Source organism: Mycoplasma sp. 332, from assembly GCF_052378275.1.
GTDB lineage: Bacteria > Bacillota_I > Bacilli_A > Mycoplasmatales > Metamycoplasmataceae > Metamycoplasma.
This window is the reverse complement of record NZ_CP198998.1, coordinates 363,439-386,088: the sequence shown is the minus strand read 5'-3', so window position 1 is coordinate 386,088 and position 22,650 is coordinate 363,439. Positions and strand designations below refer to the sequence as shown.

Sequence of the window (22,650 nt, the reverse complement as noted above, 5' to 3'; positions counted from 1 at the left end):
TGTTATTTATGAAATTACATACATTAAAAGCAACACCTGGCGCTCGTAAAGAAAAACATCGTGTCGGACGTGGTCATGCTGCCGGTAAAGGGAAACAAGCTGGTAGAGGGCAAAGTGGACAAACAAAAAGAAGTACAGTTAGACTAGGTTTTGAAGGTGGACAATTACCACTATTCAGAAGAATTCCTAAACGTGGTTTTAATAATGTAAATCACGTTGAATTCCAAATTGTTAATATTTCTTCGCTAGAAGAAAAATATACAAATAATGAAGTTGTTTCTTATGAAACATTGGTAGCAAAAAACCTTATCAAGGGAGTATTGCCGGTTAAAATTTTAGGAAGAGGAACACTAACTAAAAAGTTGACTGTTTCAATTCCGTCTCTTTCACAATCAGCTAAAGAAGCTATTGAAAAAGCTGGAGGAAAAATCGAGGTTCAATAATGGCTAAAAGATCTAAAGTAGAAAAGGAAATATATAACAAAAGACTCGAGCGCAAATTAGCAATTGATAAATTTTTTGCTAAAAAAAGAAACTCGTGATCAGAATGATGAAAAAATCATGGTCTTTTTAAGAAGATCTTATTTACTCTTTTTGTTATTTCACTTTTCTTAATAGCTGGTACTATTACTTTACCAGGTGTTGAATTAGCACATCAAGACAGATTGAATCAAGGTGATTTCTTTGGTATCTTAAACTTGGTAGGTGGCGGTGGATTACGTAGATTCTCCATAGTCGCCTTGGGGATTGGACCTTTTATTTCTTCATCGCTAGTAATGATGATTTTGCAAACAAAAGCATTCCCGGCGGTTCATCGTTTAAGTCAATCAGGTCCATTGGGTAGAATAAAAATTAATTTTATAACTTATACTGTTACATTGTTCTTTGCAATATTTCAAGCAATATTGATTACAAGAGCATTAGTAAATCCACAGACTGATAATTTTGGTATAAGATTTTCTGATAGTTTAGTTAAGTCTCTTGGCGAAAAAGGAACCTTTGCTTATCAATGAGTGATTCTTCCTTTATTGTTAGTAGCCGGATCATTCTTTTCTTTATTTTTATCAGAACAAATAACAAATAAAGGTGTTGGGAATGGAACGAGCTTAATTATCTTTGTCGGAATTGCTAGCTCACTAGTTCCAACCTTCAGACATGCTTTTGAATACTATATGCCATCAGTAAAAAATAATAATTCGGTTGTTTTAAAGGAAACACTAAACTTTATTGTTTATTTACTGGCGTATTTATTAGTAATTTTTGTTGTAATATTATTTACTCTTGCTGAAAGAAAAATTCCAATTCAACAAGTTGGGGCAGGATTATCTAAAACGGAAAAAGAATTAAGTTATCTACCTATCAAAGCAAACCCAGCAGGAATTATGTCAGTAATTTTTTCAATGATGGTTCTTTCTGTTCCTACATTGATTGCAGGGTTATTTGATCCTAATACAAGTAGATATTATCAATGAGTTTATTCAAATCTTCAACTAACACAACCATTAGGATTCTTCTTATTTGTTATCATAACATTTGGATTAACTATTTTAATGGGAATACAACAATCTAAAATTGATAAGATTAGTGAGGATTTTGCAAAAAGCAGTACGTTTATTCCTGGAATTAGACCGGGTGAGCAAACTGAAAATTATTTATTAAATACTGTGTTAAGATTATCATTCTTTTCTGCTGGGTATTTAATAATATTGGGGGCATTGCAATTTATTCAACAAATGTTTGGAATGCCTGCACCAATAGCGTTTGGTGGAACATCAATAATGATTCTAGTTTCAACAGCAACAGAAACCGTTCAACAAATTCAAGCAAGATATAAATCACAGGAACTTGCGCGAAGAAGACGAATGATTAAAGAATTAAAAGAAGTATATGGAGAAGACGAAGATTTAATATGATAGAAAGATGTCAAATTAAGAAGCCTAATTTGATTTTTATAGGTGCACCAGGTGCTGGCAAGGGTTCTCTTTCTAAGCTATTAGTTGAAAATTTTGGATATTTTCAACTTTCAACTGGTGATATGTTTCGTCAAGAAATTAAAAATAAAACAGAATTAGGGCTAAAAATTAAAAACATATTAGAATCAGGAAAATATGTTGATGATAATATAACTAATCAGCTAGTTGAAAATAAACTAACTAGCTTAGTTAATGAGAAAATACCTTTTATTCTTGATGGTTTTCCAAGAACGATTGATCAAGCTGAGTTTTTAGATACACTTGAAAAAAAAGGGATTTATATTGACCAAGTTATTTTATTAAATATTACCGATGAACAAATTATTGAACGTTTATCGAAGCGTAGAATTTGTCCTTCATGTAAAACAATTTATCACCTAGAATCATTCCCACCAGCTAATGATAAATTCTGTAAACATTGTAAAACAGAAGTTGTCAAAAGAGCTGATGATGAAGAAGAAGTAGTATTAAAACGTCTTGCGATATATAACGATCAAACAAAATGTTTAATAGATTTTTATAAAAAAAAGAATATAGTTTCAGAAGTAAATAGCTATCAATCATTAAAAAAAGTGTTTGATGACGTTAAAGAGGCCTTGAAATGATAAAAATTAAGAATCAAATCGAAATTCAAAAAATTAAAAAGGCCTGCGCAATCTTGGCAGAAGTCAAAAAAATTCTTTGAGACTTTATAAGACCAGGCGTTTCTTTAAAAGAAATTGATAGCGTCGCTTTTAAAGAAATTAAGAAAAGAGGAGGAAAACCAGCTTTTTTAGATATGTATGGTTTTCCTGCAACTTGTTGTATTTCAGTTAATGAAGAATTAATTCATGGTATCCCTTCTGATTATGTTGTTAAGGATGGAGATATTGTAAAAATTGATACCGGGGTAGTATGGGAAGGGTATTATTCTGATTCTGCCTTTACAAAAGGTGTTGGCAATATTACACAAAAAGATAAGGAATTAATTCAAGTTGCAAAAGACGCTTTTTATGCAGGATTTAATGCAATTAAAGTAGGTAAACGCTTTGGTGATATATCTGCTGCAATCGGAAATTATATTCGTCAAAAAGGCTATTATACACCTGATGAATTTTGCGGCCATGGTATAGGTAAAAGTTTGCATGAAGATCCGCTTATAAATAATGACGGTATTCCAAATACAGGTGATTTTATTAAAAACGGTATGGTTATCTGTATTGAACCGATGATTTTACAAAAGTCAAAAAAAACATTAATTAAAGAAGATAATTGAACTGTTATTGATCCATTAGGTTTTAATACTTCGCACTACGAGCAAACAGTATTAATTGATAATGGTGAAGCATATATATTATCAGGAGACAACATTTAATGGGAAAAAACAAGAAAGATAAAAAAGAAGAAGTTATTAAAATGACTGGTAAAGTTACCAAGATGCATTCAACAAAAAATTATGATGTTTTGTTAGAAAATAATCTTGAAATTAAGGCTTATATTTCAGGAAAAATGTCTCTACATAACATTAAACTTATTCCCGGTGATATGGTTGATGTTGAAATCAGTCCTTTTGATTGAACGTTAGGCAGAATAGTTTTTCGCCATAAATAAAACTAAGGAGAATTATGAAAGTTAGAGCATCGATTAAAAGCATTTGCAAAGACTGTAAAATAATTAAAAGACACGGCGTTAATAGAGTAATTTGCATTAACCCAAAACACAAACAAAGACAAGGATAAAAAAATGGCTAGAGTTTTAAATATAGAAATTCCAAATAATAAAAAAGTTCGTATTTCTCTAACATATATTTTTGGTATAGGTCCAACAATTGCTAAGCAAATCTTAGCTGCCGCAAATGTTGATGGAGAAAAAAGAGTTAAAGAATTAAGTGAAGAAGAATTAACACGCATTAGAGATGAAGCTAAACAATATACTACTGAAGGTGATTTAAAGAGAGAAATTAATCTAAATATTAAAAGATTAATGGAAATTAAATCATATCGTGGTATTAGACATAGAAAAGGATTGCCAGTAAGAGGCCAATCAACTAAGAAAAATGCAAGAACAAGAAAAGGCCCAAGAAAAACGATTGCTGGAAAGAAAGGTAAATAATAATGGCTAAGAAAAACAAAAAAGTTGTTACGCAAGGTATTGCGCATATTCACTCAACATACCAAAATACAATTGTTTCTTTTTCAGATTTAAAGGGAAATGTTTTTGCATGATCTTCTTCGGGGGCAATTGGATATAAAGGTACGAAGAAGAAAACTCCATATGCTGCTGGCCTAGCCGCAGCTGCTGCTGTTGAAAAAGCCAAAGAATTTGGTTTAAAGGAAGTGTCGATTATGGTCAAGGGTGTTGGTCCTGGAAAATCAACAGCTCGCAAGCAAATTGAAACAAGTGGTTTTACAATTAAGGATGTTAAGGATGTTACTCCTACTCCTCACAATGGTACTCGTCCTCCAAAGAAAATTCTTAAAAGAGAAAAATAATTTAGATTTACAAGGATAACATAGGGGGATATTATGGAAAAAATTCAAAAAATTACTTATAAAGAATTAGTCGCTGAAAAAGTAAATGATTTTAATACAACATTTGTAATCGAACCATTATCGCGTGGTTATGCAAATACAATGGGGACTACTTTAAGAAGAACCTTACTTTCTTCTATTACATCAGTTGCTCCATTTGCGATTAAAATCAATAATGTCGAACATGAATTTCAAACAATTAGTGGTTTACAAGAAGATGCGATAACATTAGTTAGAAATATAAGAAGCATCCGTTTTGTTTACAATGAAGAAATGTTTGAAAAAGATAACTTAGCAAAAATATCATTTAAGGCCAATAAGGAAGGCGAAATCTATGCTTATGATATTCCTGAGGTTAGTGGCCTAGAAATAGTAAATAAAGATCAATACATTGCTAATATAGCCAAAGGTGGCTCATTAGAATTTGAATTATTTTTAAGAAAAGGTCGCGGTTTTGTTGATTTTGAAGAAAATAAGAATGTAATTAGTCAATATGGTTCAAGATTAGAATCAAATATTAAAAATGGTCAATTTTTAGCAATGGATAGTGATTTTAGTCCTGTTAAAAAATGTGCAATCTCTTTTGAGGAATTAAATAGTTCATCTAAATTAGTTGAAGAAAGATTAAAAATTAAACTAGAAACCGATTGCACGATTACAGCAAAAGATGCGATGGAACAGGCTGCTAAGATTATTGTTGCTCATTTTCAAATCATTGGTAATATTGATGCTTTGGAATCGATAGAATTATTCGAAGAAAATAAAGATAAAAAAGATAAGGAAATTAAGTCATCTGTATCAATCAGTAAACTTGGCTTATCAGTAAGATCAGAAAATGCTTTAAAAAGAGCAAAATTCACCACTATTGAAGAAGTATTAAATTTAACTGATGAAGAATTGGCAAATATTAAAAACCTAGGTAAAAAATCAATTCAAGATATTATTGATAAAAGAAATGATTGAAAAAATAGAATTGGCAATGATGCTGATTTCGAAAGCGACACCACGATAGATTCACTAGAACAACTTAAAAAATCAGATGAGGGAGAAGAATAATGGCTAACCCAAAACAACTATTTCGTAGAAATACTGAATGATGAAACCATGTAGAAAGATCGTTAGTTACCGATTTATTGGTAAACGGTCAAGTTAAAACCACTCTTGAAAGAGCTAAAAGAATTAGATCAAATGCAGAAAAGATGATTACACTCGGAAAGAAAAATACCCTTTCAACCAGAAGACAAGCAGCTAAATTTTTAAGACTTATTCCTTCAAAAGTTGAAAACAAAGATTCGTTACAATATTTATTTGATGTTCTAGCATCAAAATACGCCCAAAGAAATGGCGGATATACAAGAATAATTAAAATTAATAACCGTGCTGGCGATAATGCTAAAATGGCAATTATTAAATTAGTATAAAAATAGGAGATAAATTATGGCTATAGTTCCAAAAAGAAAAACCTCAAAGCAAAGAAAAAATTTAAGAAGAAGTCATCATGCATTAAGTCCTATTACGTTAGTAGAATGCAAGCATTGCAAACAATCAATTATTCCTCACCAAGCATGTAGATATTGTGGATTTTATAAGGAAGAAAAAGTTCTTAAAAATGTTATTAATGATAAAATTAAATAATTTTAGAAACACCAAGTTGTTGACTTGGTGTTTTATATTTAATAAGTTATACTTGACTTTCTTAGTAAAAGATATTATCTATATTAGATTATATTTTTTTATTAATAATTTCAAAAATAAAAAAATTTTATATATAATATATAAGCTTTCTATTTTTGCTTGATTAGTTTTTAATTAAACTAATTTAGTAATATCTAAGATTTTTTAAAAAAAATAAAAAAATATTATTAAAAAAAATAAAAAGCGTATAATAGTAATTGTAGCTTTTTTTGCTAACAAATATTAAGATAGTTCTTTGAAAACTGGATACGAATACCATAACGTCAATTTTAATTTTTTAAAAATATAATAAAACCAAAATCAAATTTTAAGAGTTTGATCCTGGCTCAGGATGAACGCTGGCTGTGTGCCTAATACATGCATGTCGAGCGAAGGTAGCAATACCTTAGCGGCGAATGGGTGAGTAACACGTGCTTAATCTACCCTTTAGATTGGAATACCCAATGGAAACATTGGCTAATGCCGGATACGCATGGAATCGCATGATTCCGTTGTGAAAGGGGCCTTAAAGCCCCGCTAGAGGATGAGGGTGCGGAACATTAGTTAGTTGGTAGGGTAATGGCCTACCAAGACTATGATGTTTAGCCGGGTCGAGAGACTGAACGGCCACATTGGGACTGAGATACGGCCCAAACTCCTACGGGAGGCAGCAGTAGGGAATATTCCACAATGAGCGAAAGCTTGATGGAGCGACACAGCGTGCACGATGAAGGTCTTCGGATTGTAAAGTGCTGTTATAGGGAAAGAATACTTGGTTGAGGAAATGCTTCCAAGCTGACGGTACCCTGTCAGAAAGCGATGGCTAACTATGTGCCAGCAGCCGCGGTAATACATAGGTCGCAAGCGTTATCCGGAATTATTGGGCGTAAAGCGTTCGTAGGCTGTTTATTAAGTCTGGAGTTAAATCCCAGGGCTCAACCCTGGCTCGCTTTGGATACTGATAAACTAGAGTTAGATAGAGGTAAGCGGAATTCCATGTGAAGCGGTGAAATGCGTAGATATATGGAAGAACACCAAAGGCGAAGGCAGCTTACTGGGTCTACACTGACGCTGAGGGACGAAAGCGTGGGGAGCAAACAGGATTAGATACCCTGGTAGTCCACGCCGTAAACGATGATCATTAGTCGGTGGATAGTTCACTGACGCAGCTAACGCAGTAAATGATCCGCCTGAGTAGTATGCTCGCAAGAGTGAAACTTAAAGGAATTGACGGGGACCCGCACAAGCGGTGGAGCATGTGGTTTAATTTGAAGATACACGGAGAACCTTACCCACTCTTGACATCCTTCGCAATGCTATAGAGATATAGCGGAGGTTAACGGAGTGACAGATGGTGCATGGTTGTCGTCAGCTCGTGTCGTGAGATGTTTGGTCAAGTCCTGCAACGAGCGCAACCCCTATCTTTAGTTACTAACGAGTCATGTCGAGGACTCTAGAGATACTGCCTGGGTAACTGGGAGGAAGGTGGGGATGACGTCAAATCATCATGCCTCTTACGAGTGGGGCAACACACGTGCTACAATGGTCGGTACAAAGAGAAGCAATATGGCGACATGGAGCAAATCTCAAAAAGCCGATCTCAGTTCGGATTGGAGTCTGCAATTCGACTCCATGAAGTCGGAATCGCTAGTAATCGCAGATCAGCTATGCTGCGGTGAATACGTTCTCGGGTCTTGTACACACCGCCCGTCACACCATGGGAGCTGGTAATACCCAAAGTCGGTTAGCTAACCTCGGAGGCGACCGCCTAAGGTAGGACTGGTGACTGGGGTGAAGTCGTAACAAGGTATCCCTACGAGAACGTGGGGATGGATCACCTCCTTTCATACGGAGTACACACTGTTATGGAAAAAAATATTTGTATCCAGTTTTGAGAGATTTATCTCTCATTTTGTTCTTTGAAAACTGAATATCGACATTGAAAATTAAATTTATTAATATTTCAAAGTTTAGATCAACCTATAGAATATATCATACAATAGACAAACAATAGGTCTTATACTACTATTAAACAAGATAAGAGTTTTTGGTGGATGCCTTGGGTCTGGAAGTCGATGAAGGACGTGATTACCTGCGATAAGCCTCGGTTAGCTGGAAATGAGCTGTGATCCGGGATTTCCGAATGGGGAAACCTAATTAAGTTAATACTTAATTATCATATTGATGAATTCATAGTCAAATGAAGAGACACGCTGTGAATTGAAACATCTCAGTAGCAGCAGGAAGAGAAAATAAAGAATGATTCCCTAAGTAGTGGCGAGCGAAAGGGGAAAAGCCCAAACCAACATTCGTTGTTGGGGTTGTAGGACTACATTATAGAGTTACAAAATACGCACATAGCAGAATAAGTTGGAATGCTTGAACATAGAGGGTGAAATTCCCGTAAGCGAAATGTGCGTATCTCTTTGTAGTATCCTGAGTAGGGCGGGGCACGTGAAACCCTGTCTGAATCTGCCGGGACCACCCGGTAAGGCTAAATACTAACCAGACACCGATAGTGAACTAGTACCGTGAGGGAAAGGTGAAAAGAACCCCGGGAGGGGAGTGAAATAGATTCTGAAACCAATTACTTACAGTTAGTCAGAGCCCGTTAATGGGTGATGGCGTACATCTTGCAGAATGGACCGGCGAGTTATGTCAACATGCGAGGTTAAGTGGATTAAAGCGAAGCCGTAGAGAAATCGAGTCTTAATAGGGCGCTTAGTATGTTGATATAGACCCGAAACCAGGTGATCTACCCATGAGCAGGTTGAAACTTAGGTAACACTAAGTGGAGGACCGAACCGTAGTACGCTAAAAAGTGCCCGGATGACTTGTGGGTAGGGGTGAAATTCCAATCGAACTTGGAGATAGCTGGTTCTCTCCGAAATAGCTTTAGGGCTAGCGTGTAGTGTTAAGTGATGGGGGTAGAGCACTGAATATGGAATGGCGGCGCCTAGCTGTACTGACTATAATCAAACTCCGAATACTATCATGAATTGCTATGCAGTCGGTACATCGGTGATAACGTCGATGCACGCGAGGGGAACAACCCAGATCGTCAGCTAAGGTCCCAAAATTGTGTTAAGTGAGAAAGGTTGTGGAGTTTCTTAAACAGCTAGGATGTTGGCTTAGAAGCAGCCATCGTTTAAAGAGTGCGTAATAGCTCACTAGTCGAGAGACTCTGTGCCGATAATTCAACGGGACTAAAACACAATACCGAAGCTACGGGCATGAAAATGCGTTAGGAGAGCGTTGTAAGGGCATTGAAGCCAGACTGTGAAGACTGGTGGAGCGCTTACAAGTGAGAATGCCGGTATGAGTAACGATTCAGAGTGAGAATCTCTGACGCCTATTGGGGAAGGTTTCCTGGGCAAGGTTCGTCCACCCAGGGTTAGTCGGGTCCTAAGACGAGGCCGAAAGGCGTAGCCGATGGACAACAGGTTAATATTCCTGTACTTTCTATAAATGTGATGGAGTGACGGGGGAGGATAGTACTACCACTTATTGGATTGTGGGGTAAATAGTAACTGGGTTATGTAGGCAAATCCGCATAATAAATTTTTAACCGGGAGCTATGATGCATAGTGAAAGGGCAACTAAGTAGCGAATTGGATGATTTCATACCTCTTAAAAAAGCTTCTAACATATAGTTTATGGAAACCCGTACCGAGAACGGACACACGTCCCCAAGATGAGTATTCTAAGGCGAGCGAGAAAACCAATGTCAAGGAACTCTGCAAATTCATCCCGTAAGTTCGCAAGAAGGGATGCCCACCATAACAAGTGGGCCGCAGTGAATAGTAAGGGGGAACTGTTTATCAAAAACACAGCTCTATGCTAAATCGTAAGATGATGTATATGGGGTGACTCCTGCCCAGTGCCCGAAGGTTAAGCAAAGGTGTTAGCATTAGCGAAGCATTGATGTGAAGCCCGGGTGAACGGCGGCCGTAACTATAACGGTCCTAAGGTAGCGAAATTCCTTGTCGGCTAAATACTGACCTGCACGAAAGGAGTAATTATCTCTTAACTGTCTCGACATTGGACTCGGTGAAATTATGGTTCCGGCGAAGACGCCGGAGACCCGCATCTAGACGAAAAGACCCCGTGGAGCTTTACTATAACTTCATATTGGAGTTTGATTTAACTTGTGTAGGATAGGTGGGAGACTGTGATGCTTGGACGCTAGTTCAAGTGGAGTCGTCGTTGAAATACCACCCTTGTTACGTTGAACTTCTAACTTGTTACCATGATCTGGTAAGAGGACAGTGTGTGGTGGGTAGTTTGACTGGGGCGGTCGCCTCCTAAAGGGTAACGGAGGCGTTCAAAGTTACACTCAATACGGTCAGAAACCGTATCAAAGAGCATAAAGGTAGAAGTGTGATTGACTGTGAGACCTACAAGTCGAGCAGGTGCGAAAGCAGGACTTAGTGATCCGGCGGTTCTTCGTGGAAAGGCCGTCGCTCAACGGATAAAAGCTACCCGGGGATAACAGGCTTATCTTTCCCAGAGATCACATCGACGGGAAGGTTTGGCACCTCGATGTCGGCTCATCGCATCCTGGAGCTGGAGTCGGTTCCAAGGGTTGGGCTGTTCGCCCATTAAAGCGGTACGCGAGCTGGGTTCAAAACGTCGTGAGACAGTTTGGTTCCTATCTGATGTGGGCGTTGGAATATTGATGAGAGCTACTCTTAGTACGAGAGGACCGGAGTGGACGCACCGATGGTGTGCCAGTTGTTTCGCCAGAAGCATAGCTGGGTAGCCAAGTGCGGCAGGGATAACCGCTGAAAGCATCTAAGCGGGAAGCCCCCTCAGAGATGAGTATTCCCTATTAAATTCCTTATAGACTATGAGGTTGATAGGCTGGAGGTGTAAGTATAGCAATATATTCAGCTGACCAGTACTAATAAATTGATTGGTTTAATAGTGATTCTATAGAAGTTATCTAAAATAAAAAAAGTCGATATTCAGTTTTCAGGGAACAAAAAAAGCTTGCTATAAATATAGACAATTTTTTTTATATTTTTAGTTGTTTAATTTTTCCCCAAAAAGTGGGAATTTTTTTAATTTAATGATGACTTTATTCTTTTTTAACTTAAATTTTAGTGGTTTTTATAACCAAAACAAATTTAAATTGATTTTTTTATGTTTGATTTAATAAAATATTCATCGATATTTAATAAATCTAGCAACTCTTTTGAGCTCTCAATCATGTGGAGAAACTATAACAAAATAATTAAAATTATCAAGACCTGCTTGATAATTTTTCTTATTTATTTCATAAGAAATTATTTTGATTTTAAAGTAGATGAAAAAAATAAAACAATTTCTTATGAAATTCCTAAAGTAGAACTATTTTTTTCTAATTTTTTAATAAAAAAATGTTAATTCTTAGTCAAATTGCAATATTTTTATAGTTTAAAAATATTTATCAAACTTGTGATATTAAATTTATTTTTAAGACCTAAAAATTTAAATTAAATAAAAAATTATTTCTTTATTTTAAAATCAATATCAAAATCATTTTTTATTTTTATAAATTCAACACCAAAGGTGCTAAATATTTTTAGGCTAGCTTTAAAATCATCTGCTTCCGGTTTATATTCACTAGCATAATAAACTTTTGATATTTTTGATTGGACAATTAATTTTGCACAGTTATAGCATGGCGAATGTGTAACATAAATTGCTGAACCTGGTTCAATTTTAGAATTAGTTAGATTAGCATTAATTATAGCATTTGCTTCAGCATGAACAACATATGTATATTTTGAATGTAGCACATCATCAGAACAACTTGGTCGATTCCATGGAAAGGCTAGGTCATTATCAACCTCAGTGTTATTAAAACTAGTTGGCATTCCATTGTAACCTAATGAAATGACATAATTATTTGGGCTTACAATACAGGCCCCTACTTTTGTTGTTGGGTCCTTAGATCTAAATGCACTTAATTTGGCTAAGGACATAAAATATATATCTCATTTAATATTGTCTTTATGTTCGTTAAAAATAATATTTTTTGTCTTTGAATTCATAATAGTAAAATTTTATCACAATTTTAAAAAATCAGACTCCGCAGACCCTGATCTAAATTATTTAGTGAAATAAGCAAAAAAGCTCGGATAAGACATTAACTATGTTAATCCAATTCATTATGCTAAATAATTAGCCATAACAAGTTGAATTAAAAAAATTATATCAAAAATATCTAATATTGCTTTATTTTTTTATTTTATTTTTTATATTAATAAAACTACTAAAACTAAGTCGATTTTTATAAATAAATTTAAAAAGTATTATATTTTTTTGCAAAAAAATTTTAAATGTTGTTAAAATAATTAATGTTAGGAAAAAATGATGGACATAAAAAAAATAAATGAAAATTATCAAATTTCTAGTATGTTCACAGCTATAATAGCTGCATTTTTTGCTATTGAAATTATTAATTTCAACAAGGGTATTATTAAGATGAATTCTATGAATTCGTGAAATAAAAATATTATTCTTGGAGGAATTTGTAATGCAACTTATACATTTAAATATCATAATTAATAAGATTAAAATTAAAAAGAATAATATAGATTTTTCATATTTCAACATTATTTACCGTCCTAAGATTATGGATTTTAGAGGTACATAATTACTCAATAAACATAAGAATTTTCTTAATAAAAAAGTATCTTTTAGCATTTTCTTAATAAAACCCAGATTTAAATAATTTCAATAAAAAAGTAATAAAAATCAATCAAAAATGTATTAAAAAAGTCACATTGAAAGACAAGAGAAAATGCGCCTCTTTAAGAGCAAAACCTAACAAAAGATTAAAAATAATTTATAATTATTTTGTAATTTTATATAAGTCATTTTATATAACTAGATAATAATTTTTTAAATACAATAACACCTTAATGACTTTTATGGAATTATAAAAAATGGAGATTAAAATGAAAAAAGCAAACAAAATATTATTAGCTTCTTTACCTTTACTTAGTGCTTCAGTGCCCCTGCTTTTAGCAAGCTGCAGCAACAACTTACAAAGCGGTAAAGTTCATAAATACGTGTTTGAATATAACTCACCTTATACAGGACAAGCATTTGTATATGATGCTTCAAGATCGTATGGTGGATATGTAAGTGTCGCAACGACACAACAAACTTCAGCTGGTTTGGTTCGCATTGAAAATATCGGAGAACCAGTTTTAACTAACAAAGTCAAAAAGGATCAAAGTGGTAAAATAATTGGAACTGCTCAATATATCACAACTCCAACTTGAACAAAAAAAGCATTAGCAATGGCTTCTGCAGTTGTTATAACAGATAAAAATGGTTCTATAACAACATTTGATTCCGATGATGCTGATATCATGGCAGAGCCTAATGGCGAAAAAGACGGAGTTAAATATTACACTTCTGCTTCAGTAGAATTAAAATCGAATAATCAAAAATCTATCAACAGTTTTAACTTTGATAATAAATTAAAATCAGCTACTAAAGTTCAATTTATTATTCGAAAAGGTGTTTTTTGGGTTGACGAAACGGGTAAAAAGACGAAATATGAAGTTAATGCAAAAGATTTTTATTACTCGTGATTAAGAACACTTTCTGTCAGTCAATCATTCAGAGATAAAAATGGTGGTTCTGAGGAACTTGATAAAGAGGCTGCCAAAGTTTTATCAGACGCTTCTTCATCAGCCTTTACTGATAAAGAGGAGTATTCAAATGATTATTTATTCAGTCTTTTCGGTATTGATCATAAGAAGTTTTCTGTAGAAAAAGAATTTATACAAAAAGTAGGATTAGATGATGCTGTAACATTTGAAAAAATTTCTAATCATGATGATCCAGAATTTACAGAGTTCTTTAATAAGTTAATATTGAGAGATTATACCTTTCAACCAGCTCCTTCGCAATATATTGATGAAAAGAATCAAACAGAGCAATTGCCAGTATATAACTATAACGGTTTGCAAAATGATGAAACCAAAAAATTTGAAGATAAGATTAGAAAATTAGATAAAAATTCTATAGTATATAAGATTGGAGCCTATTGGTATGGAGTAAGTTTGAAAAACACTTTATACAATGGCGCATATTATATATCGCCTCAAAAAGGCCAGGAGTTAATTCTTAAGAAAAATAAGAATTACTATGATCAAAAATTTGTGAATAGCCCTGATACTATTGAGCAAATAGTGTTTATATATAATCAAAACGTTGCGGCAGAAACATTTGCAGACAGAATTTTTAATAAGTACAAAGAAGGTAGCGTTTCGCAAATTGCATTTAGTCAATTAAATAAAGCACAACAAGATGAAATTTTGAGAGATGGTAAGAAATTTGGATTGCGTTACATTCAAGTTGTAAATACAAATAGACCATTTTATAGAAACGTTGCACAACCATTTGTTAGAGCACTTCCTCAAGGGCAAAAAACTAATTTCTATGAATTCAATGATGCTTTTGCTAAATTAGTTTATGGGGCAACAAGAGACGAGCTATCAAAGGGTTTAAATGATCCAAGTGAATTTATATCTGGTCGTGGGTTAATTTTTAGAACTTTAATAAATGCTGCAATTAATTGAGATGAGTTTGCTTCGCAAGCAACCAGTTCTCAATCATCGGCATGAATAGCAAAAGTTGCAGATGGTTCACCAATTGGCGGTAATGACCAACAATCATCAAAATTCAGAACTCCAAATGATGTCAGAGACAGAATAAACTCTTTATTTGCTCTAAAGGCAGATAAGTCTGGAAAAATTGATTTTGGCACCACAATAGGCAAAGAAATAAGTCCTAGCGAAAATGAAGAAGTGTTATTTAAAAAGAATGGAACGAGATCACAAAAACTTGAATCTGCCGGTTTTGAAAAAATTAAAGAAGAACTAAATAAATTAATTGATAATTTTTATAAAGAATTTCCTGAATATAAAGACCAAGATATTGAGTTTAAATATGCCTTTCCATTTGTAAATATACCTAAGGGATATAAAACAGCATTTGAAAGTATTCAAGAAACATTTTCACAATTACATCCAAAATTAAAATTATCAATATATTACACTGATAATAAAGATGATCCTAGATTTGATAATTTTAGATCAAGAGGATCAAATGGATCAGAAACTGTTTTGTGATCATACGACTACGACTCAATCGGTTCAGGATATGATGGCCTTTCATTTAGCGCAAACCTAGTTCCGACATTAACTTGAATAGCAGCAAATGATTCGGGTGATAAAAACAAATTAATAAAAGAAAATTATCCAAAAATTTATCAACTTGCAAAGGATATGGTTAAATATGCTAACGAGGATGGACCACATAAGTGAATTGGTTCAGTACCGTTTGCGGATCTTCATTTAGTTGAAAACAAATATAAGGGACAATACCTACCATATACTACCTCTGTTACCTTTGAAAAAAGAACTGAAAACGGGAAAGAACACTATTTTCTAAAAAGAGATAGCAATAATAAAGCAATCCCTTGAACATCACATGATGGCAAGCATGGAACAGATGCTTATGCATGAACAGCAGCATTTTGATTACAATATATTGCAAAACATACTAATGAACAAGCAATTGAGTTAATGGAACAATTTACATCATTCTTTAATATTGGATTCACATATGCAATTTTTAAACAAAAGAACGAATTTGGTAGAGCATTAGTCGAGAAAAAATTTGTCGTACCTGATTCAACAAATCCTGGTGTCGATCTATATGTAGATTGAAAGATTAAAAACTAATTTATACAATGTTTAGATATATACGTCAAAGAATATTATTTGCACTCCTGACATTGTTTATTATAACTTTTGTTGTATATACACTTGTCAGCGCTTTTGGGCAAAGTCCGGTTAAAGCAATAGTTGAAAAACTATTTCAAAATCCTAAAAATAAGCTCTCAATTGAGCAACTTACATATGACAATGAAATAGCTTTTGGGCTTAGATATGAAGATGGTACGCCCATTCCTATCATCGTAAGATATTTCCGCTATATCGGAAATATCTTTCGTGGTGATTTTGGATTTATTATTAATAAAGAAAATAATCCAAATCCTTCTGAATATACTAACATACAATTATTATTTTTTACCCCATTAAAATATTCGATTAGAATTACTCTTCCTGCATTTATTATTAGCTCAATTAGCGGTATAACTATTGGTGTTTTTGCCGGTTATAAAAGGGGAAAATTATTTGACTCTGGCGCTAATTTATTTGTTCTATTATTTGTAGCAATTCCTTCATTTGTTTTAGCTCCGATATTAATTACCATTTCACTAAAAATTGGTATTCCAACCGTAGTTCCGAGAGACGCTCTTGAACCAACATTTGGTAAATTATTTGTATCATATCTACCGCCTGTGTTAATTATTACCTTAACTTCAATGGCTGTATATGTTAGTTATACAAGAAATCAAGTAATCACTGTATTAACATCTAATTATGTTTTAATAGCGAAAACTAAAGGATTGAAGGCTACTCAAATATTTTTTAAGTATGTATTAAGAAATATTTCGATTCCATTATTTAGCTTATTATTTGGCTCATTCCTTGGGCTATTGTCTGGTTCAATTATTATTGAAAGATACTGAGATGTTCCAGGAACAAGCACTGTTATTGCTAATTCATTTCCAACTGGAGAAATTAATATTATTATGTTTTCAACGATATTCTTTACTGGAATTGGATTAGCTGCTGAGATATTTGTAGATGTAATGTTTGCTGTATTAGATCCAAAAATTACATATTCTGCACAAAATAAGAAAAATTATTGGCTATTTTTTAAAGCATTTTTAGAAAGAAAGAAACTTGAAAAAGATCTATATGCAAAAAGGGCATTGAATCAACAAAACCATAATTCTATGTCTCAAAATCCATAATGAAAGGTAGGTTAGAACGTTAAATATGGAAGATAATTTACAATCTCAGATTAAAGAATTTAACAAAAAATACAAAATAAGTTCTGAACTATCTAGAAAGTTCGGTTTTGTTTCTGAAAGTGATAAGGTTCAAACCTCCTCAATAGCAGGGCGCCCTAAAAAAATGGCTATTGAAATTATAAAAAGATTCTTTTCAAACCCAATTGTTGTTGTTTCGCTAATTGTGTTTTTGTTTATATTACTGGCATCATTATTAATTCCATCAAGTCTAGTCACAAATTATACCCCCAACAAACCAATTAATGGTTATGATTTTATTAACTCGTTGCCGCCGGCATATTCACCTTTTGTAACTAAAGCTATAACACCCGACGATCAGATTTATAAATTCTATAATTATGTTGTTAGTCATGGAAAGGAATTAGGACAAGAAGTTGAATGAAATAATTGATTTGCATTCTTTACAAATTCAACAACCATTGACACTAATGATCAAGGTCAATTATTTATTCACTATAATGCTTATCATTTATTTAAAGCGTGAGTTCTGAATGGTTTAATTAACTCAAGACCTAACGGAGTTTTACTAACTGATGAATATGTAACTAAGGTTTTAATACCGCAAGTTCCTACATTAAAAACCATTTTAGGAACCTCTTCAACTGGTTATGATATATGAGTTACAACGTGATATGCAACATGGAGAGGGATTGAAATTGCTATTATTACCACAATAATTCAAGCTGTGTTTGGCATCACTTTAGGTGCGGTCCTTGGTTTTTATGCAGGTAAATTAATTGATACAATCATTATGAGAATAATTAATATTTTTAATGCTCCACCAACAATTATTTGGATTCTTATATTTGTCGGAATCTTTGGGACAAACCAAATTTCCTTGATTTTAGCTATGTCTATTGCTGGATGGCCATTGTTTGTGGGTTTAACAAGGTTATACATAATAACCGTTAAAAACGAGGAATATATAACAGCCTCAAAAGCAATAGGTGCTTCTGCCTCAAGACAAATATTTGTTCACGCCTTGCCTGCAATTATTGGGAAAATTGCTAACTCATTTGTTAAAAATGTCCCAAGTGTAATTTTATGAGTTGCATCATTGGCATTTCTTGGTTTCTTTAAATCTGGGAATGATACTAACTTAGGTCAGATCTTAATTGAATCTGCTTCAGAAGCTAGTGAAAACGTATGAGTAATCCTACTTCCGACATTAATATTATTATTACTATCATTATCGCTAAACTTTATGGCTCTCGGTATTCATGATGCCCTTGATCCTAGAGTAATAACTAAGGGAAAGAGAAAATAATTATGTCACAAATTAAAAAACAAACTACTCAAAAGCGATCATATTTATATTCTAGATTTCAATCGCAAGAAATAATGGAAGATGATAAATTGTTAGAAGTAAGAAATTTACATGTAAGTTTTCCAGCAGGCAGAAAAAAAACTATTCATATTGTTCGTGGTGTTGACTTGGATGTTAAGCGTGGGCAAATTGTAGGATTAGTTGGTGAATCAGGCTCTGGCAAATCAGTAACATCAAAAACGTTAATTAATGTTAATGAGAATGGAATTATAAGCGCTGATAAAATCCAAATTGGTGATTTGGAACTAAGCAACATTTTTAAAAAAGAAAAATATTGGCAAATTGTTCGAGGTCAAAAAATTGGATATATTCCTCAAGACCCCTTAACATCGCTAAACCCAACTCGCACCATTGGAAAACAATTATTAGATGCACTTAATAATAATACTGAGTGAAGTGCTAAAACATATACTGAAAAAAAATCCTATTTATTAGGTTTATTAAAAACATTTGGTTTAAGGGATGTCGAAAAGATTTTTAGTGCTTATCCTCATACACTGTCAGGTGGTATGAAACAAAGAATTGTTATTACTATGGTAGTTGCTCTTAAACCAGATTTAATTATTGCTGATGAGCCAACTACTGCTCTTGATCCTACTGTTCAGGCTAGTGTTCTCGCTTTATTTGAAGAAATTAGACAAAAAATGGGGATTTCCATTATTTTAATTAGCCATAACATTTCCGTTATTGCGAAATTCTGCGATTATATTTATGTTATGTATGCCGGAAGAATTGTTGAAAAAGGTTCGAAAGAAGAAATTTTTACACAACCCGCTCACCCATACACATGAGCTTTGATATCTGCTATTCCTGAATCAAAAGAGGAAAAATTGTATAACATTAAAGGAACGCCACCAGATATGGCTAACCTTCCTGTTGGTGACCCTTTTGCTCCCCGTAATGATTATGCTCTTGAAATTGATTTTATCAAAGAACCTCCTTTAATCCCAATAACTGAAACACACTCAGCCGCTACTTGATTATTAAGTCCTGAAGCACCGAAGGTTGAACTCACAAAAGATCTACAAAATCGTTTAGAATTATTTAAAAAGGCATTTCAAAATGAAAAATAAAGAAGAAAGAAAAGTTATATTATCAATTGATAATCTTAAAAAATATTTTGTTAGTCAAGGTATCATTAATAAAGCTGTTGATGGTGTATCTTTTGATCTTCATGAAGGAGAAATTGTTGGTCTTATTGGTGAGTCTGGTTCAGGGAAGACAACTGTTGGTAGAACAATATTGAGACTTTATGATGACTATAATGGATTTGTGCGACTAGAAGATAAAATAATTTCAGGTAAGCATATTAGCCTATCGCTTAAAAAATATTTACGTAAAAACGTTCAAATGATTTTTCAAGATCCTCATGCTTCTTTAAATAGTCAACAAAATATTTATACAATCCTAAGAGAACCGTTATTAGTCAACGGTATAATGAAAACTAAAATAAATGATATTTTCAAAGATTGGTTAGAAGTCAAAAAAACATTTAAATATACATTTCAAATTCAAGCCATGAAGCTAGAACTTCAAAATTATCAAGAAATTAATCGCCTTGCTAATCCTTTCTTTTCAAAATGAAAAAAGGCATTCGCTGATTTTAAATTAGATGAGGAATTGAGCCGTGAAGATAACTTTTCGTTGTTTTATGCCTACCTAGAAGAAAAACAAAAAATGGAAAGTTTGATTATTAATAATATGTATTCAAACGCTTCGTCGTTGATAAATTTCTATTATGAAATGCAATCTAAATACCGTCGCGAAGAATTATCTAAGGAAGAATTAGCATATCGAAAAGCACAAGAAGAATTTAAGAAAATTAGTAAATTAAGTTGTTTATCTTGCGAACAATATGATGATGTGAAGGAATTGGAATATCTTCTTACTAAGAAAAAACAACTAATAAAAGAGCATAAACATCAAATTTATATTTCTAAAAATACGTTTAGTAACTTCTGTGTGGAAAATAAAAATGAAAGAGGCTTAGTGAATATTGCACGACTAATGTCTACTGATTTAGATTTTTATTTGTATAATTTAAAAAATGAATATCTATTCAAAGCAAGAGTTATGACCTTGAATTCATTAAAAAAATGTTTAACATTTTTACATTATGAAGATATAAAACAATTGGTTAAAGAGCTTGAAAGTTATGTTTTGAACTTTTATAATACACATCTAGAAAAAATTGAGTATTCAAAGATAATGTTAGCGCAAATTAAGCAAACATTAAAAGAAAATTTTAAGTTTGATTTTTCTAAATATACTGAAATTTCCAATAGAAATGAGCAAAACTTTCGCGATGAATTAGAACAATTAAATTCACAAATATCTGCTTTAAAGCAAAGAATAGCGCTAAAACAAATTCCGCAATATTCACATCAAGAATTGTCACAAGCGCATAAAAAACTTAAAGAGGCCAAAGAACTGTATTTGCAAGGTCGCTCTAACTTCTTAGTAAGTTATAAGAAAATTATTGATGACTTGTATCAACAAATCCAAATTGAAAAGGCAGAGTATCAACGCTTAGTGGCTGATCAAACTATTTGCAATGATTTATACAAAAAACATAAATTTGAATTCATTAAATATGTTAAAAATCTTTATGATACTAAAATTAATTCTCTAACCGAGAAATATAACGTATTAAAAGAATCACTAAAAGCAAAACCTAATGACCTAAATATTTTTAAAACAAATAAAGATATCAAAAGGATTCTTGAAAAAATTCAGGCTATCAAAAAAGATAAAGATACTGTTGTTAAAATGTATAACTCTGATATTGCCTTGAAAGAGGATACATTAAAATCATTTAATATCGAAAGAGATTATTTAAGAAAAGACATTAAGCGTATTTATCTATTACTTGGTATTGACTATAAATGAGTTGAATTAAATCTTAATAAGAAAAATAGCGAAAATGTTGACGTTCATCATACGAAATGGTCTAAAAGATTTAATCTTTATGATTATAAGTTTTCATTTCCATTTGCTAAATATTTAATTTCAGAATTATTGTATAAAATGATTATTTATCGTTCTCTTGAAGATGTTGGTTTATTAAAACAATTTGCATATCGCTATCCACATGAATTTAGTGGCGGACAATTACAACGTATTGTTATTGCTCGTGCATTGATTACTGAACCAAAAGTTATTGTTGCCGATGAACCAATTGCTTCTCTTGATATTTCTATTCAGGCGCAAGTTGTTAATTTATTAAAAGATTTATGTATTAGAAAAAATATTGGTTTAATATTTATTGCCCATGATTTGAGTATGATTGAATATGTTGCAGATAATGTGCAAATTATGCATTTAGGCAAGATTGTAGAAAGCGGTAAAACGGAAGCTATTTATAATAATCCTTTACACCCATATACAATTAATTTATTTAAGGCAATTCCCAAAATATCAAATGCTAATGAAAAGTTTCAAAATGTTTCATTTAATATTGATTATATTTATGAGCAACAGTTTCCAAATATGCCAATTAATTATCAAGTCGATAAAGAACATTGAATATACGGAACAAAAGAACAAATTGCAAAATGAGTTAAAAAATAGTTTAATTAAACATTAGACGAATAATATTGTCTAATGTTTTTTTATCTGTTTTAATTATAATTAATTAAGTATAATTAGTAATTAAAGAGAACAGATATGAAGAAAAAAAATTATAGAAAAAGTCAATATAGAAAATCTGGAAGTTATTGATCACGAAGCTGAACACTAGGTAATATTATTTATTTTTTTATTTCAATTTTTTTAATGATTTTAATGATATTATTAACAGGTTTTTTAAAAAAGCAGAGTTCTGTAAAAATAACATGGTCTAATGCAATTAGTGTTGGTTGTGTAACTATTATGGGTATTGGCTTATTGGTCTTAATTTCTCGTAGCGGATTTGGTAAAGGATTGGCCTCGCCGATATTAAGCTTTTATCATAATTATCGCATTAACATGCGTGCCAAGGCTAAATATTATTCTGGTATGAATCAATTTGAAAAAGATAAGATTTTAAATAGTGAAAGAAATGCTTATAATATCGAACAAGCAAAAAAAAGCAAGAACAAAAATATTTTAGGATCAACTAACTTGGCTTCATATCTCATTATCGGCATTTCCTCCCTTACACTAGTTATTGGTATGCTAGCAATACATTTATAAGAATTTTAATTAATAATAAATTATAAAAAAACAAAAGAAG

The 22,650-nt window shown here is 32.5% G+C and carries 19 protein-coding genes and 2 rRNA genes; 20 read left to right on the top strand and 1 reads right to left on the bottom strand.

The genetic code is table 4. The annotated features are described in order from the left end of the window. The first annotated feature begins 8 nt into the window (after window positions 1–8). The 13 genes from rplO (at window position 9) to ACT1UH_RS01575 (ending at window position 11,084) form a co-directional block, all read left to right on the top strand. A complete protein-coding gene (rplO, locus tag ACT1UH_RS01635) occupies window positions 9–443 on the top strand; it encodes a 50S ribosomal protein L15 (RefSeq protein ID WP_444705163.1) in 435 nt (144 codons plus the stop codon). Further along, window positions 443–1,915, top strand: coding sequence for a preprotein translocase subunit SecY (secY, locus tag ACT1UH_RS01630; protein ID WP_438340888.1), 1,473 nt, complete (start codon window positions 443–445; stop codon window positions 1,913–1,915). Before rplO ends, secY begins: the two co-directional genes overlap by 1 nt. Next, window positions 1,909–2,580, top strand: a complete 672-nt coding sequence (locus tag ACT1UH_RS01625; RefSeq protein ID WP_438340887.1) for an adenylate kinase — start codon at window positions 1,909–1,911, stop codon at window positions 2,578–2,580. The genes secY and ACT1UH_RS01625 overlap by 7 nt, the downstream gene beginning before the upstream one ends. Continuing rightward, window positions 2,574–3,326: a type I methionyl aminopeptidase gene (gene map, locus ACT1UH_RS01620; RefSeq protein WP_438340886.1), complete on the top strand. Its 753-nt coding sequence runs from the start codon at window positions 2,574–2,576 to the stop codon at window positions 3,324–3,326. The genes ACT1UH_RS01625 and map overlap by 7 nt, the downstream gene beginning before the upstream one ends. Next, the gene (gene infA, locus ACT1UH_RS01615; protein ID WP_438340885.1) at window positions 3,326–3,562 is read left to right on the top strand and encodes a translation initiation factor IF-1; all 237 of its coding nucleotides are present in this window, start codon (window positions 3,326–3,328) and stop codon (window positions 3,560–3,562) included. The genes map and infA overlap by 1 nt, the downstream gene beginning before the upstream one ends. 14 nt (window positions 3,563–3,576) lie before the next feature. Beyond that, window positions 3,577–3,690, top strand: a complete 114-nt coding sequence (gene rpmJ / locus ACT1UH_RS01610; RefSeq protein WP_438340884.1) for a 50S ribosomal protein L36 — start codon at window positions 3,577–3,579, stop codon at window positions 3,688–3,690. 4 nt (window positions 3,691–3,694) lie between these two features. Then, complete coding sequence (rpsM, locus tag ACT1UH_RS01605) at window positions 3,695–4,063, top strand: 30S ribosomal protein S13 (RefSeq protein WP_438340883.1); 369 nt, start codon at window positions 3,695–3,697, stop codon at window positions 4,061–4,063. Between the two features lie 2 nt (window positions 4,064–4,065). Continuing rightward, window positions 4,066–4,443: a 30S ribosomal protein S11 gene (rpsK, locus tag ACT1UH_RS01600; protein WP_438340882.1), complete on the top strand. Its 378-nt coding sequence runs from the start codon at window positions 4,066–4,068 to the stop codon at window positions 4,441–4,443. Window positions 4,444–4,476: 33 nt separating this feature from the next. Beyond that, window positions 4,477–5,538 (top strand): DNA-directed RNA polymerase subunit alpha, encoded by a 1,062-nt coding sequence (locus ACT1UH_RS01595; RefSeq protein ID WP_438340881.1) that lies wholly within the window; start codon window positions 4,477–4,479, stop codon window positions 5,536–5,538. Continuing rightward, entirely contained in the window at window positions 5,538–5,903 is a 366-nt protein-coding gene (gene rplQ / locus ACT1UH_RS01590) for a 50S ribosomal protein L17 (protein WP_438340880.1), read from the top strand. The genes ACT1UH_RS01595 and rplQ overlap by 1 nt, the downstream gene beginning before the upstream one ends. Window positions 5,904–5,919: 16 nt before the next feature. Beyond that, window positions 5,920–6,117, top strand: a complete 198-nt coding sequence (rpmF, locus tag ACT1UH_RS01585; protein WP_438340879.1) for a 50S ribosomal protein L32 — start codon at window positions 5,920–5,922, stop codon at window positions 6,115–6,117. A gap of 363 nt (window positions 6,118–6,480) precedes the next feature. Next, window positions 6,481–8,001 (top strand): 16S ribosomal RNA (locus ACT1UH_RS01580). A 181-nt stretch (window positions 8,002–8,182) separates the two neighbouring features. Then, window positions 8,183–11,084, top strand: a 23S ribosomal RNA gene (locus ACT1UH_RS01575). Together the 16S and 23S rRNA genes form the textbook arrangement of a ribosomal RNA operon. Before the next feature lie 561 nt (window positions 11,085–11,645). On the opposite strand, the gene ACT1UH_RS01570 is transcribed toward ACT1UH_RS01575, so the two are convergent. Next, complete coding sequence (locus ACT1UH_RS01570; RefSeq protein WP_444705162.1) at window positions 11,646–12,194, bottom strand: deoxycytidylate deaminase; 549 nt, start codon at window positions 12,192–12,194, stop codon at window positions 11,646–11,648. 364 nt (window positions 12,195–12,558) lie between these two features. Here ACT1UH_RS01570 and ACT1UH_RS01565 point away from each other — a divergent pair, with 364 nt between their 5' ends. The 7 genes from ACT1UH_RS01565 to ACT1UH_RS01535 all read left to right on the top strand — a co-directional run bounded on the left by ACT1UH_RS01565 (window position 12,559) and on the right by ACT1UH_RS01535 (window position 22,610). After that, window positions 12,559–12,711 carry a hypothetical protein gene (locus tag ACT1UH_RS01565; protein WP_438340877.1) on the top strand — a complete coding sequence of 51 codons (153 nt, stop codon included), beginning with the start codon at window positions 12,559–12,561 and terminating at the stop codon, window positions 12,709–12,711. A 392-nt stretch (window positions 12,712–13,103) separates the two neighbouring features. Further along, the gene (locus tag ACT1UH_RS01560; protein WP_444705161.1) at window positions 13,104–15,908 is read left to right on the top strand and encodes an OppA family ABC transporter substrate-binding lipoprotein; all 2,805 of its coding nucleotides are present in this window, start codon (window positions 13,104–13,106) and stop codon (window positions 15,906–15,908) included. Between the two features lie 8 nt (window positions 15,909–15,916). Continuing rightward, complete coding sequence (locus tag ACT1UH_RS01555; RefSeq protein WP_438340875.1) at window positions 15,917–17,050, top strand: ABC transporter permease; 1,134 nt, start codon at window positions 15,917–15,919, stop codon at window positions 17,048–17,050. Window positions 17,051–17,075: 25 nt separating this feature from the next. Next, window positions 17,076–18,377 (top strand): ABC transporter permease, encoded by a 1,302-nt coding sequence (locus tag ACT1UH_RS01550; RefSeq protein WP_438340874.1) that lies wholly within the window; start codon window positions 17,076–17,078, stop codon window positions 18,375–18,377. A 2-nt stretch (window positions 18,378–18,379) separates the two neighbouring features. Then, window positions 18,380–19,510, top strand: coding sequence for an ABC transporter ATP-binding protein (locus tag ACT1UH_RS01545; protein ID WP_438340873.1), 1,131 nt, complete (start codon window positions 18,380–18,382; stop codon window positions 19,508–19,510). Continuing rightward, on the top strand, window positions 19,500–22,007 hold the full coding sequence (locus ACT1UH_RS01540) for an ATP-binding cassette domain-containing protein (RefSeq protein WP_444705160.1): 2,508 nt from the start codon (window positions 19,500–19,502) through the stop codon (window positions 22,005–22,007). Before ACT1UH_RS01545 ends, ACT1UH_RS01540 begins: the two co-directional genes overlap by 11 nt. 96 nt (window positions 22,008–22,103) lie before the next feature. Beyond that, window positions 22,104–22,610 carry a hypothetical protein gene (locus ACT1UH_RS01535; RefSeq protein ID WP_444705159.1) on the top strand — a complete coding sequence of 169 codons (507 nt, stop codon included), beginning with the start codon at window positions 22,104–22,106 and terminating at the stop codon, window positions 22,608–22,610. Window positions 22,611–22,650: the final 40 nt, after the last annotated feature.